The sequence below is a fragment of the Acinetobacter calcoaceticus genome, from assembly GCF_900520355.1.
In the GTDB taxonomy this organism is placed as follows: Bacteria; Pseudomonadota; Gammaproteobacteria; order Pseudomonadales; family Moraxellaceae; genus Acinetobacter; species Acinetobacter calcoaceticus_C.
On sequence record NZ_LS999521.1, the window covers coordinates 1,094,467 to 1,107,675 of the forward strand.

Consider the following 13,209-nt stretch of genomic DNA (forward strand, 5'->3'; position numbering starts at 1 on the left):
AAAAAAGCGAAGCCTAAGCTCCGCTTTTTATAAACTTTTTAATTAGATTTTGCTAATTAAATCGTTAATTTGTTTTGCTTGTTCTGCTGCATTACCTGTATAAGTTGCAGGAGTAAGTTCAGCTAAACGCGCACGTTCTTCGCTTGGTACTTGAGAAAGTTCATCACCATTTACGAAGTTAACCATCATGTCGCGAGTCATTGCTTGACCACGAGTTAATGCTTTTAACTTTTCATATGGCTTTTCAACGTTATAGCGACGCATAACAGTTTGAATTGGCTCTGCTAACACTTCTTGAGCTTGGTCAAGATCTTCAAGTAAACGGTTTGCATTGAGCTCAAGTTTACCAACACCTTTTAGACAAGCATCAAAAGCAATTAAACTTTGTGCAAAACCAACACCCATATTACGAAGTACAGTCGAGTCAGTTAAGTCACGCTGCCAGCGAGAAATTGGTAATTTTTCGCCTAAGTGTGCTAATACGGCATTTGCAATACCTAAGTTACCTTCAGAGTTTTCAAAGTCAATTGGGTTAACTTTGTGTGGCATAGTTGAAGAACCAACTTCACCATCTTTTAATCTTTGTTTGAAGTAACCTAAAGAAATGTAACCCCATACGTCACGGTTAAAGTCGATTAAAATCGTATTGAAGCGGCGTAGGGCATCAAACAACTCTGCCATGTAGTCATGTGGCTCGATTTGTGTCGTGTACGGGTTGAATGCTAAACCTAAAGATTCAACAAAAGCTTGAGCATGTGCAGCCCAGTCAACATCTGGGTAAGCAGAAAGGTGAGCATTGTAGTTACCTACAGCGCCGTTGATTTTGCCTAATAGTTCAACATTTTCAAATTGTTTGATTTGGCGAGCTAAACGGTATGCAACGTTCGCCATTTCTTTACCCAAAGTTGTTGGGCTAGCCGTTTGACCGTGCGTACGTGACAACATTGGTTGTTCAGCATGAGTCGTTGCTAAAGCAGAGATCGCATTTAAAATTTGCTTCATGCTTGATACTAAAACCTCACGGCCGTTTTTAAGCATCAATGCATGAGACAAGTTGTTGATGTCTTCTGATGTACATGCAAAGTGAATAAATTCACCCGCGTTTTGTAATTCAGTAATACCTGCAATTTTCTCTTTTAAGAAATATTCAACAGCTTTTACATCATGGTTCGTTGTACGTTCAATTTCTTTAATACGGTTTGCATCTTCTTCAGAAAAATTGCTAACAATGGCATCTAAAGCTGCATTTGTTTCATTTGAAAAAGGAGCAACTTCAACAATTTCTGGACGGTTAGAAAGCGCTTGTAACCAACGCACTTCTACAGTGACACGAGCATGGATTAAACCAAACTCAGAAAGAAAAGGGCGTAGCGCATCACATTTGCTGGCATAACGTCCATCTAATGGTGATAGTGCGGTTAAAGCGTTCATAACGATTCCTTAATGTTGGAATAAACATAAAACCAAAAATAATCTCTTTACAGTCTTAGATGACTTGGTACTGTAAACGAGCAAGTGCTTGAATATCCTGTAGCAATTTACGCTTGCTAAAAATCATGTTCCACGAACTACCACCGAGTTGTCGCCATAAATGGGCCATCTGCAAGCCAGTAAACAGACAAGCACGGATGCGGTTAGTATGGTTGGTATCTTTAAATGCTTCTGCATTACCACGAACGAGAATGCGGGGGTTAATCTGCCCAGCAGTATCAACATAAGTTTGAGCCAAATTGGCTAAAATGCTTGGATGTAAATAGTTATTATCAAAAAAAGAAAGCTGTTTTAAAATCTTTTGCTGAGCTTTTTCAATGATTGCGACATATTCTGGGTTGCTATAGACCTTCTTTTCTAATTGTAAAAGTGACATCGCGTATGACATTGGAAGCTTAGCTGTGCCCATTTTGGGAAGGCGAGATTTAGGCATATTTGTAAAAGGTTGAGTAATACAATTTTCGAGTGTTTTAAGCCCTAAAGAAATATCTGCCAACTGATTAAAAAAATCTAATGTTTGAACACCATTGTTGACTGTAGGGCGAATATTTAAACTCGCTTTGATTAACAGCTCAAAATAGAAGTTACCACTTTCACCAATACTCTGCTGACCCGTTAGGGCTGTCATATGCGTGAGCTGGGTAGCCTGAAATACCCCAGCCAAGGCAAGGGCACGGTTTTGGCGAACATTCAAGGCTTGTGATTGTTGAAATGGTAACTCCACCATGCCATTCATTCCCTTAAATAAAATTTGGTGTAGGGGCATTTGTATGGTGAATGACACCCCCGCCTAAGCAAACTTCATCTGAATAAAATACAACGCTTTGACCCGGCGTAACAGCGCGCTGAGGTTCATCAAACTCAACTCGTACACCGTGTTCACTATTTTCATCATTAAAAACTGTACATGCCTGATCAGGTTGGCGATAGCGTGTTTTAGCTGTACAGCGTAAACCTTCAGCTGGAATATTCTGTTCACCAGCTACCCAGTCAATTGACTCACTCCAAAGCTGTGTACTTTGCATGAGTGGGTGTTCATGTCCCTGACCAATAACGAGGCGGTTATTGGCAATATCTTTATGTAGTACGAACCATGCACCTTCCGCTGCACCTTTCAAACCACCTAGACCAATTCCGCCACGTTGACCGAGCGTATAGTACATCAGACCGTGATGTTCACCAACTTCTTTACCTGTATCAAGTACAATTTTTCCAGGTTGAGCGGGTAAATATTGTTTAAGGAAGTCATTAAATCGACGTTCGCCAATAAAACAGATCCCTGTAGAGTCTTTTTTCTTGGCTGTAGCAAGATCCAGTTCTTCAGCAATTCTGCGGACTTCTGGCTTTTCGATCTCACCTACAGGGAATAAGGTTTTGTTAATTTCTTTACCATGAACAGCATGCAAGAAATAGGTTTGGTCTTTATTACTATCTAAACCACGTAATAACGGTGCGTATGCTTCGCCTTTTGAGTTATATGCAGTTTCGCCTCGACGTGCATAATGACCAGTCGCGATAAAGTCTGCACCTAAAGTTATGGCATGATCTAAAAATGCACGGAACTTAATTTCTTTATTACATAAAATATCTGGGTTTGGCGTGCGTCCAGCTGCATATTCAGCTAAGAAAAGTTCAAATACGCGATCCCAATATTCCATAGCAAAATTTGCTGTGTGGAGCTTAATGCCTATTTTATCAGCTACTGCTTGAGCATCGGCTAAATCTTCCATTGCCGTACAGTATTCCGTGCCGTCGTCTTCCTCCCAGTTCTTCATGAAAAGACCTTCAACTTGATAACCCTGTTGAAGTAAAAGTGCTGCAGAAACAGAAGAGTCTACACCACCAGACATACCGACGATGACACGTTGTTGCATAGGACTAGGCATCCAAATGAGAAGTTAATGAGGTAGAGAAAGGGTGCTCATAAATAAGCGATAGAGGATAATGGTGGCCTTTCATGGCATCTTCAACTGCTTTTAGCACGAGCGGACTGCGGGCACGAGCAGATTCTTTGAGCTCATCTGGTGTCATCCACACAGCAGCTACAATATCTGTATCGAGTTGAGGATTACTTTCAACCTGAGTCACATGCGCTAGAAAACAGAAGCGATAATATGTACGGTCCGGAAACATGGGCGGGGTATAAGTATAAATACCGAGCAAGGCATCAATTTCAACATGATGACCGGTTTCTTCAAGTGTTTCACGAATGGCTGCTTCTGTTAATGATTCACCACATTCCACATGACCGGCAGGTTGGTTAAATACGGTGTGTACAAAACCTTCGCTATGTTCTTCTACAAAAAGATAGCGTCCGTCTTTTTCGACGACTGTAGCAACGGTGACATGAGGAGTCCATGCGGCCATAAAAAAGCACCATGATTTAAAAGACGTATAATACGAAATTTAGGGGTTTTTGGCTACGATAAGATTTTTATAAATCTTTTTACTCATCAAGATTTGTTCTTTTCCATAAATTATTAATACAATCTCTTTCAGCAGTTTGGCCGTAATCAAGATCAAAAACTTCATTTAAGCTCGAATCTCTTAATATCATTTGTTCTAAGGTAACGAGACGAATATCCTCCGGTTCCTGATTACCGGTTAGAAATTGCCAATCCCCATCATTATCATGAATAACTCTTAAAATAGGTTGATTTAAATCTAGCCATTGTCGAGTGGTGAAAATACCTAAATTTCTGGCCTCTCTAAATTTAAAATCAGCATTTCGATCTAGTAAGGGTTGATCATAAATCAACTCTTCCGCATATCCCTCTTCCCAAGGAAATTTGTCATTGCGATCAGTCCAGACTAATTGTAAAGCTAAGAAATTATTGTGTTGGTAATAATTCAGTGCTCCACCAAAATAATCCTCAATATTCCTGAAATCTACAGGTAAAAATTGGGCACGACTCTCTTTAAAAATTTTGTCATCATAATCTTGATAGGAGGTAATTTTTTCTCCATTTCTAATTAGATTTGCTACATCATTAATAATGAGATGAGCTAGATCCGTAGGTAATCCAAAACAAATAATTTCAGGATGCTGATAACTCTCATATAAACCCACACTGTAACTAAAAGAAGGTAAATAGTTCGTTGCACTAATTCCCATAACTTGTAATCCATATTCTTCAATATTGATTTTGATTTGATTTATTAGCTCATGTTCAGTAGGGCAATTATGGGTGTTATCTAAGCTCATTATTTATTTCTCAAAGATTTCTTATTCTTGTAAGTGCAATATGCATGTCCATTAAACTAAAAATAGCAAAGTTAGACTTCACTATTTTTATGATTATTTTGTACTTTTACATAATGTCTTGCCGAATAAGGAAGAAACGCTAATTCTTTTTCGGTCAGTGGTCGCACTTGCTGTACAGGGCTTCCTACATACAGATAACCACTTTTTAAGACTTTACGCGGTGGAACCAAGCTTCCCGCGCCAATCATTACATCATCTTCAATAATCACGTCATCTAGAACAACGGTATTGATTCCGATTAAAACACGGTTGCCGATGGTGCAGCCATGCAAAGTCACATGGTGGCCAACCGTTACGTCTTCACCAATAATGAGAGGCGAACCGTTTGGTTTGGCATCATTTTTATGACTAACATGCAACATACAATGGTCTTGAACATTACTGTTTTTACCAATTTGAATGCTATTTACGTCACCGCGAATGACTGCAAAAGGCCAGACAGAAACATTTTCGGCTAAGCTGACTTCACCGACTACAACAGCCATGTCGTCGATATAACATGTTGTATCAACTTGAGGGCGGTGTTCAAGATAAGGACGTATGTTCTTTGCCATGAGAGGGATCAACATAAAATTTAGATGAATTATAAAATAAAAAAGCACTCAGACTAAATAGCATGAGTGCTTAATTCAACTATTCAAAAATTAGAATAAGTTGCTGAAGAATTGTTTAACATGGTCGATTAAGCGTGCAAAGAAACCTGCTTCTTCAACTGGCTTTAATGCAACTAATGGCTTTTCAGCAATGACTTTGCCGTCTAGGCTAGCAACAAGTTTGCCCACGACTTGGCCCTTTTGAAGTGGCGCATTTAAGTTCGGTTGAACCACTAACTGAGTTTTAATACCGTCAGCTTTACCCTTAGGCATAGTCACACTGAAGTTTTCAGCTAAACCCACTTGAACTTCATCTTCTTTACCAAACCAGACTTTCGCTTTTGCAAGAACCTGATTTGCTGGTTGAACATTTGCAGTTTCAAAGTTTGCAAAGCCCCAAGCCAATAAAGTACGTGTTTGATCTGCACGTTCAGCCATGCTTGGAGTACCAAAAATCACTGAAACTAAACGCATTGGACCGCGTTTACTTGAAGTCGTTAAGCAGTAACCAGCTTCATCTGTATGGCCTGTTTTTAAACCATCTACACTTGGGTCTGTGTAAAGCAAGGCATTACGGTTACCTTGTTTAATACCATTAAAGGTAAATTCTTTTTCAGAGTAGATTGGGTAATATTTTGAGCTGTCTTTAATAATATGTTGTGCTAAAACTGCCATATCTTTTGCAGTTGAATAGTGGCCTTCAGCTGGCATACCAGTCGAGTTAACAAACTGAGTATTTACCATGCCGATACGTTTTGCTTCCTGATTCATCATGTGAGCAAAAGTGCCTTCATTTCCGGCAATATGTTCAGCCATTGCTTTTGATGCATCATTACCTGACTGGATAATAATACCACGGAGCATTTCTAGAACAGTCGCTGTACCATTTAAAGGGACATACATACATGATTCAGAGCTGCTTCCTTTACACCATGCAGATTCGTTCATACGAACCTGCTCATTTTCAGTCAGATCACCTTTTAATAATTTTTGTTCAATGATGTAACTGGTCATCATTTTAGTCATCGAAGCAGGTGCAAGCTTTTCGTTTTCATTTTTAGAAGCAAGAATTTGTCCTGTCTCGTAATCCATTAATACATAAGACTTATTATTTAATTCTGGCGGAGCTGATAAGACAGTTGCTGCATAAGAAAAGCTTGGCAAGAGGAGTAGTGCAGCAATAGCGCTTTTTCGAGTCATTCTATGTAATTCCAATATCTTGTATGAAGCAGAAGAGCCTAGCATTTTAGGATAAAGCAAAGCCGACTTCTATGGGGGAAGTCGGCTTTTTCAAACAGTATTGTAACTCAAGAGTTTTTTACTAATTTAGTTTTGCGATTGATATGCTTTCACGTCTTGGCAGACTAAAGTGTTTTGCTCATCACCCGCTGCTTTAGCATCTTTACGTGCTTCTTTTAAGTATTTTTTGAAGCCTTTGTCTTTGCTGCGTTTTTCTAATGCAGAGACAGCGTCAGTTTCATTAGGTAGATAGTCTTTAACTAAACGTTCGTAACCTTGCGCAAAATCAGCATCTTTTTTGCCAATAAGACCTGGGCAAATTTCAGAGAGTACTTGAATTGCAGCTAATTCTTCAGGAGTTATGCTTTGTTGTGGAGTTACTTCAACAACATTTTCATTTTCGGTTTTATTTTCAGCCGTTTTTTTCTTGTCAGCAGCATAACCCACTGTTGCCATGCTCATAAGTAAAACCAAAGAGAGCGATTGAACTAAGCTTTTCTTCATAAACATCGATAACCCGAAATAAAAAATTTAAATATGTCGATAGCTTAACCAATTTGTAGGTTAAGAAAATGGAAAAAATGTATTGTTATGTTGGTTTTCTGCTTAATACTAAGCAGAAAACCTCAATAAATAAACCTCTACTCTAAAAGAGCAAAAGATCTATTCTTTATAATTGACGATCTCCTCACAAAGCTCATGTTGCTCATGATGGTCCATTTGTTTTGAAGCTTGACGTGCTTCATTTAACAAGGTTTTAAACTCTGCATCATGTTGTAGGGTAGTGAGAGTAATTGATTTATTTGAATAACCGTTTAGATACATCGCAATAATTTTTTGAGTATTTGACTCAAGTTTTTTATTTGTTCCCACGAAAGCTGGGCAGATTTCCTGCAAAACTTGCGTTGCGGCAATGTCATCTTTAATTAAGCTATCAGCCTCTTGTGTTGAGATATTCTCATCCGCAAAAACAGCTTGCGTACACAATGTGATACTGATCCCCAATACCTGAAAAAAAGGAGCGAAAGTTTTCATTTTTTCACAATTTTATAATGCTATGGAGGCATAAATATATATAATTCAACGAATAATTCAATTGTGAAAACCTTTAGGTTTATTTGTAGAGAAAGATTTTAGTGAATATTTTAATTGCGAATGATGACGGTATCTTTGCACCCGGTATACAAGCTTTAGCTGAAGCATTAAAACCACTTGGCCGTGTGGTTGTGGTTGCACCAGAAAGTGAAAGAAGCGGTTTTTCAAGTGCGTTAACATTAGATCGACCATTGCGCCCAATTCAAATTGCCGAAGATGTATGGGCAGTGAATGGTACACCAGCAGATTGTGTTTATTTATCCATGAATGGTTTGTTTGATTTCGAATTTGATTTGGTGGTAAGTGGGATCAATAGTGGCGCAAACTTAGGTGATGATGTTTTATATTCGGGAACAGTAGGTGCCGCATTTGAAGGGCGTTTAATGAAGCAACCAGCCATTGCTGTCTCTTTAGCTGGCCCAGATGTGCGCGCTTATAACAATAAAGAAGATTATGCTCAGGCTGCTCAGTGGGTTCATGATTTTATTGCAAGCGGACTGCCAGCTCTGCCTCCAAGACATATCTTTAATATTAATATTCCTGATGTGCCACAGTTAAAAGGGGCACAAATTACCTATCAGGGACGCCGTGCTCAATCTAAACCTATTACCAGTCATGTCGACCCACGAGGGCGTCAAGTTTACTGGATTGGGTTAGCGGGCGAGGCAGTTACAGATCCGCAGCCTGACTTAAGCCAGATTCAGTCTGACTTTTTTGCAGTGGCCAATGGATATGTAAGTGTTACCCCAATTCAGATGGACGCAACAAATTATGCTGTTTTAGAAGACCTACAGCTAAGTTTGAGTCAATAATTTGCCTCGAATGTTATAACTTTGTGAATAAAGAAAAAGAGGAACGTGTTTCCTCTTACTTTTTTGTTACTCTTAGCCGAAATGATTTGTAGCATTTAGTGAGGGAGATCAATGCATTTAATTGGGCAACAAAGCAGAGTGAATATCCAAAAAGACAAAATAATGAAAATTATGCTGTTGTCTGTAGCTGTAGGTTTTACTGTGGCTATGGCTGGATGTGCTTCTAAACCGCAAATTAATAATAGTTCTCGCTATGCAATGGCTCCTAACTATTACACGGTTCGTTCAGGTGATACTTTAAGTGGTATTGCAATGCGTTATGGTCTGGACTATATCAGTATTGCCGAAATGAATGATATTCCTGCGCCATATCGTATTTATGTCAATCAATCTTTACGTTTGAAGAAAGGTTCTTCACCAAGAACGGTATCTACGCAAGTCATGGCGCAACCTGAGCAAATTAAGCGTCAAACCATTGCTTTACCAACAACACAGCCTGTTACTCCAGTAACTCAGCCTTCAACTACCGTACCATCAACGAATACTACCGTAACTTCGGTTGCACCAAATTCGAGCTTACGTTGGATAAAACCGACTAATGGGCCAGTAATTCAAGGGTTTAATTTGGCAAATAATGTCAAGGGAATCCGTTATGGTGGAAATCAAGGTGACCCTATTTATGCCGCAGCCGATGGACAAGTTGTCTATGCAGCTGATGGCTTAAAAGAATACGGAAATCTGGTTTTAATTAAGCATATTGATGGTTATATCAGTGCGTATGCTCACAATAGCAAGATGTTGGTGAAAAGTGGTGATAATATAACTGCTGGACAAAAAATTGCCGAAATGGGGTCTACTGGAGCATCTCAGGTCATGCTTGAGTTCCAGATTCGTTTGGATGGAAAACCGATTAATCCTATAAATCTTTTACCAAAATAGCTAATGCAAAAAAACTAGGTTTCCTCGTATAATGTAATTGGTTGCTTTCATTACAACAATAAGCATTTTTTATAAATTTAAAATTAGATTTGAGGAAACCTATGTTAGATCAGCTTCGTGCGATGGGTGTTTTTGCTTGTGTGGTTGAAAAAAGTTCATTTAGTGGTGCGGCACGTGAATTAGGAATTACAACAAGTGCGGTGAGCCAGCAAATTCGCTCCCTTGAGCATGAAATGGATGTAACTCTATTACATCGCTCCACTCGTAAACTTAGTTTAACAGAAGCCGGACAGGCTTTTTTTTCAAGCTGTCAAGAAATGTTGGCGGCTGCTGAAAGGGGAAAAATCAGAATTAATGAATTGAGGGATGACTTAATCGGGGATTTGCGTATTGCAACAACTCCTGATTTAGCAGTTCAACACCTCATTCCTGCATTATCTCACTGGATGTCAGCTCATCGCGGTTTATCTGTGCATTTCGAGGTTGGGCATCGCTATATTGATTTAATTGAAGAGCGAATTGATATTGCAGTACGAATGAGTTCTACTCAGGTAGAAGAGAGTAGCTCTGTCATTCCGATGGCTTTTGTCGATCAGATTATGGTGGCCTCTCCCAGCTATCTCAATCAATCAAGCCCGATTTTGCATCCAAATGATTTAAACAATCATGAGTTGCTTTCTATCAATGCAATGAGCGAATCACGTAGTTTTAATTTTCAACATGCCAAAACTGGTGAAAAATTAAATATTGAAATGATAAGTCGTTTGCAAAGTAATCATTTGCAAGTTGCGAAAGCGTTATGTCAGCAAGGACATGGTATTGCCCGAATTTTATATTTAGATGCTCAAAAAGAGCTTAAGGCTGGTACTTTAATTGAGATTCTTCCTGATTGGAAACTTCCCGCTTTTACTTTATATGCAGAGACCGCAAAGCACGATCAACAACCGATGAAAATTCAACGTTGTGTTGAGGCACTTAAACAATATTTTAGCCAGTTGGCTGGCGGACGAGCGATGCAGATCGTTCGTTAATTTTGCAAGTCTACAAGTAAAAAGGGCCTGCATTTTACAGGCCCTTTTTTATTACTTCTGTTTTAATGTGGCAACTTCTTCTGCATTTTCTTGTGGCAGATCGTCAGCAGTAAGTTCTTCATGCTTCTTAATTTTTTTCTTATTTTTCTTTTTCTTTTTTGGCTCTTCTTCAATTTCAGCACCATCTTCAATGGCTTGCCAATATTCAAGTTGTTCCATCACTGCTGCATAAATTGAATGTTTGCTGTATTTACCCTTTTTATCGAGTGCACCAACTGGACGAGCCATTAAAATTTCAAGTGCCTGATCAATCGTATCAATCGCATGAATATGGAATTGACCGCTGCGAACAGCATCAATAACATCCTGACGTATCATTAAATGCTGCATGTTTTGACGAGGAATAATGACACCTTGCTTACCGGTGAAACCTTGTAATTTACATGCATCATAAAAGCCTTCAATTTTTGCATTTACGCCGCCAATTGGCTGAACCTGTCCTAATTGGTTCATAGAGCCGGTAATCGCCCATGATTGATCAATTGGTATCTGGCTAATCGCAGAAATCAACGCTGAAAGTTCAGCAACAGTGGCACTGTCACCATCGACTTGACCATAGCTCTGTTCAAATGCCAGCGCAGCGGAGAAATGTAAAATCTGTTCACGGCCAAAGTGAGCTTTCAAGAAGCTAGACATGAGCAACACGCCTTTAGCATGAAGTGAACCACCAAGTTCTACACTACGTTCAATATCAAGAATATCACCGCCACCTTGATAAACAGATGCTGTTAAACGTGAAGGCAAACCAAACTCAACATCTGCATAATGAATAACAGAGAGGGCATTGATCTGACCTAAACGGTATCCTGACGTTTCGATTAATTGTGTACCACGTGAAAGATCTTGCCAGTAAAGCTCTCTTAAATAGCCTAAGCGATATTGTCGATGTTGTAGAGCTAGGTTGATATGCTGTTCAGTGACGATTTTATCCTCGGCTTTAAACGCATGGTGGTGCGCTTCCCGAATAAGGTCACCTAGAGTAGATGCATGTAATGATAATGAGCTTTGATCTTCTGCTTGGCGGCTAGAATCAGTGAGTAAAGCTGCTAAAGCGCTACGATCAAATGGTAATAATTTATCGGCTTGCACATAGTCAGCAATCAACTGCATATAAGCTTGTTCATTCGATTCATTACGTTGAAGAGTATCGGTAAAATCTGCACGAATTTTAAAGACACTACCAAGTTCCGGTTCAACCTCTAAAATTTCATAATAAATTTCAGGCTCAGCCATTAAGATCACTTTAATGTCGAGCGGAATTGCAGCAGGTTCAATCGAAATGCTACCGGTTAAAGTCAGCATATGTTCGAGTGATGATAATCTAAGCTGCCCAGATTTAAGAGCGCGTTTTAAACCTTGCCAAGCATATGGTTGTTCTAGTAGCTGCTCAGCTTCAAGCATTAAATAGCCACCATTGGCTTGATGCAATGAACCAGGACGAATCAAGGTGAAATCTGTGATAATTGTGCCGTTATGGGTGAGCTGTTCAACGTGACCAAGTAAATTATAGTGTGTTGGAAAGTCTTCAAAAATAACAGGAGCGCCACTATTTGGTTTATTTGCAACAATCACATTGGCTTGATAACGTGCAGGAACACGATTGAACATAGATGGAGTAAAATCATCTTCCTCTTGTTCTAAAATCAGTTCAACATTATCAATAATATCTTGAGCATATTGTTTTAAGTAATCTTCGAGTCCTTTAACCTGACCATATTTATTTAAAATAAGATCCATTCTTGGTATAACGACTTGCGTTGCAATATCCCGATTTAACACAGACACTTTGTCACGTGCATCATCTTCTAAATCACCCAAATGTAGACCAAGGCGATCCAGCTTTTTATCCATATAACGGATATTGGCAGCAATTTCAGCGCGTTGTTTACTATTTAACGCATCAATATCTGTTTGGGTAAGTTCTTGAACTTGATCATCTTTAATTTGTACGGGTACAAAACCGTGTTTCTCATTACGAGAAATAAGTTTTAAATCGAGTTCTTCACCTTCTTTAGTCAGTTCAACAAGTGCTTCCTGTTGTACATCACCTGTTTCCTGACGGATGCGCTCAATACGGTTATGATAAGTCTCTGCACTAAAACGGCGTTCAAGTTGTTTTAAAATAATTTGCCAAGTTTGATCATGTGCCTGTTGAAACTTAGTTCCTTGACCTGCTGGAAAACGTAGGGCAATAGGTTGACGTGCTTGTTTAAAATTATAGACATACACCCAGTCATCAGGTGTTGGCATTGTTTTAGCGTGCTGCTGTAACAAACGTTTGATCATGGTACGTTTGCCTAAACCAGCAGTTCCTACAGCAAAAATGTTATAGCCTGAGTAGGGCAAAGAAATCCCTGCCTCTACAGATGCTTTTGCACGATCTTGACCTAAAAAATTATTAAGAGGTTTGATGCGTTTTGTCGAAGCTGGGATTTTTTCAAAATCTGGGATATGTGTCAGTTGTTCAGGTTTTAAAACGGTCTTATCTAAGGTCATTTTTATATCAGGTTTCTCAAAAGCTGAAGGAAATGCATTTACGGTGACGTTTGTGGTGTTTGTTTTAGCGAGTGATAAAGTTGAAATAGTCACTTGATCAAGTTTTTGTGTCACTGTTGATATCCAGCAAAAGAAAACGAAGGTTGAGGCCTAAAGGTATACAGGTTTAGCATAAAATATCAAGCAAA

General features: G+C 39.1%; 13 protein-coding genes. 3 read left to right on the forward strand and 10 right to left on the reverse strand.

The window, feature by feature from the left end:
• Positions 1-42: 42 nt before the first annotated feature.
• The 9 genes from purB to AC2117_RS05180 all read right to left on the reverse strand — a co-directional run bounded on the left by purB (position 43) and on the right by AC2117_RS05180 (position 7,623).
• Complete coding sequence (purB, locus tag AC2117_RS05140) at positions 43-1,431, reverse strand: adenylosuccinate lyase (protein ID WP_042898047.1); 1,389 nt, start codon at positions 1,429-1,431, stop codon at positions 43-45.
• Between the two features lie 55 nt (positions 1,432-1,486).
• The gene (gene hflD / locus AC2117_RS05145; protein ID WP_004643577.1) at positions 1,487-2,218 is read right to left on the reverse strand and encodes a high frequency lysogenization protein HflD; all 732 of its coding nucleotides are present in this window, start codon (positions 2,216-2,218) and stop codon (positions 1,487-1,489) included.
• Positions 2,219-2,231: 13 nt separating this feature from the next.
• Entirely contained in the window at positions 2,232-3,365 is a 1,134-nt protein-coding gene (gene mnmA, locus AC2117_RS05150; RefSeq protein WP_042898046.1) for a tRNA 2-thiouridine(34) synthase MnmA, read from the reverse strand.
• A 4-nt stretch (positions 3,366-3,369) separates the two neighbouring features.
• Positions 3,370-3,858 carry an NUDIX hydrolase gene (locus AC2117_RS05155; RefSeq protein ID WP_133972368.1) on the reverse strand — a complete coding sequence of 163 codons (489 nt, stop codon included), beginning with the start codon at positions 3,856-3,858 and terminating at the stop codon, positions 3,370-3,372.
• A 79-nt stretch (positions 3,859-3,937) separates the two neighbouring features.
• Positions 3,938-4,696: a DUF4262 domain-containing protein gene (locus AC2117_RS05160; RefSeq protein ID WP_133972370.1), complete on the reverse strand. Its 759-nt coding sequence runs from the start codon at positions 4,694-4,696 to the stop codon at positions 3,938-3,940.
• 71 nt (positions 4,697-4,767) lie between these two features.
• Positions 4,768-5,310: a gamma carbonic anhydrase family protein gene (locus AC2117_RS05165; protein ID WP_133972372.1), complete on the reverse strand. Its 543-nt coding sequence runs from the start codon at positions 5,308-5,310 to the stop codon at positions 4,768-4,770.
• 90 nt (positions 5,311-5,400) lie between these two features.
• A complete protein-coding gene (dacC, locus tag AC2117_RS05170; RefSeq protein ID WP_042898045.1) occupies positions 5,401-6,549 on the reverse strand; it encodes a D-alanyl-D-alanine carboxypeptidase PBP5/6 in 1,149 nt (382 codons plus the stop codon).
• Between the two features lie 126 nt (positions 6,550-6,675).
• Complete coding sequence (locus AC2117_RS05175; RefSeq protein WP_133972374.1) at positions 6,676-7,098, reverse strand: MCR_0457 family protein; 423 nt, start codon at positions 7,096-7,098, stop codon at positions 6,676-6,678.
• 153 nt (positions 7,099-7,251) lie between these two features.
• Positions 7,252-7,623 (reverse strand): MCR_0457 family protein, encoded by a 372-nt coding sequence (locus tag AC2117_RS05180; RefSeq protein ID WP_133972376.1) that lies wholly within the window; start codon positions 7,621-7,623, stop codon positions 7,252-7,254.
• Between the two features lie 101 nt (positions 7,624-7,724).
• Here AC2117_RS05180 and surE point away from each other — a divergent pair, with 101 nt between their 5' ends.
• The 3 genes from surE (at position 7,725) to AC2117_RS05195 (ending at position 10,465) form a co-directional block, all read left to right on the forward strand.
• Positions 7,725-8,495 carry a 5'/3'-nucleotidase SurE gene (surE, locus tag AC2117_RS05185; RefSeq protein ID WP_133972378.1) on the forward strand — a complete coding sequence of 257 codons (771 nt, stop codon included), beginning with the start codon at positions 7,725-7,727 and terminating at the stop codon, positions 8,493-8,495.
• A 111-nt stretch (positions 8,496-8,606) separates the two neighbouring features.
• Positions 8,607-9,434, forward strand: coding sequence for a peptidoglycan DD-metalloendopeptidase family protein (locus AC2117_RS05190; protein WP_133972380.1), 828 nt, complete (start codon positions 8,607-8,609; stop codon positions 9,432-9,434).
• 101 nt (positions 9,435-9,535) lie between these two features.
• Complete coding sequence (locus AC2117_RS05195; RefSeq protein ID WP_133972382.1) at positions 9,536-10,465, forward strand: LysR family transcriptional regulator; 930 nt, start codon at positions 9,536-9,538, stop codon at positions 10,463-10,465.
• Between the two features lie 51 nt (positions 10,466-10,516).
• On the opposite strand, the gene AC2117_RS05200 is transcribed toward AC2117_RS05195, so the two are convergent.
• A complete protein-coding gene (locus AC2117_RS05200; protein WP_133972384.1) occupies positions 10,517-13,135 on the reverse strand; it encodes a Lon protease family protein in 2,619 nt (872 codons plus the stop codon).
• Between the last annotated feature and the right edge of the window lie 74 nt (positions 13,136-13,209).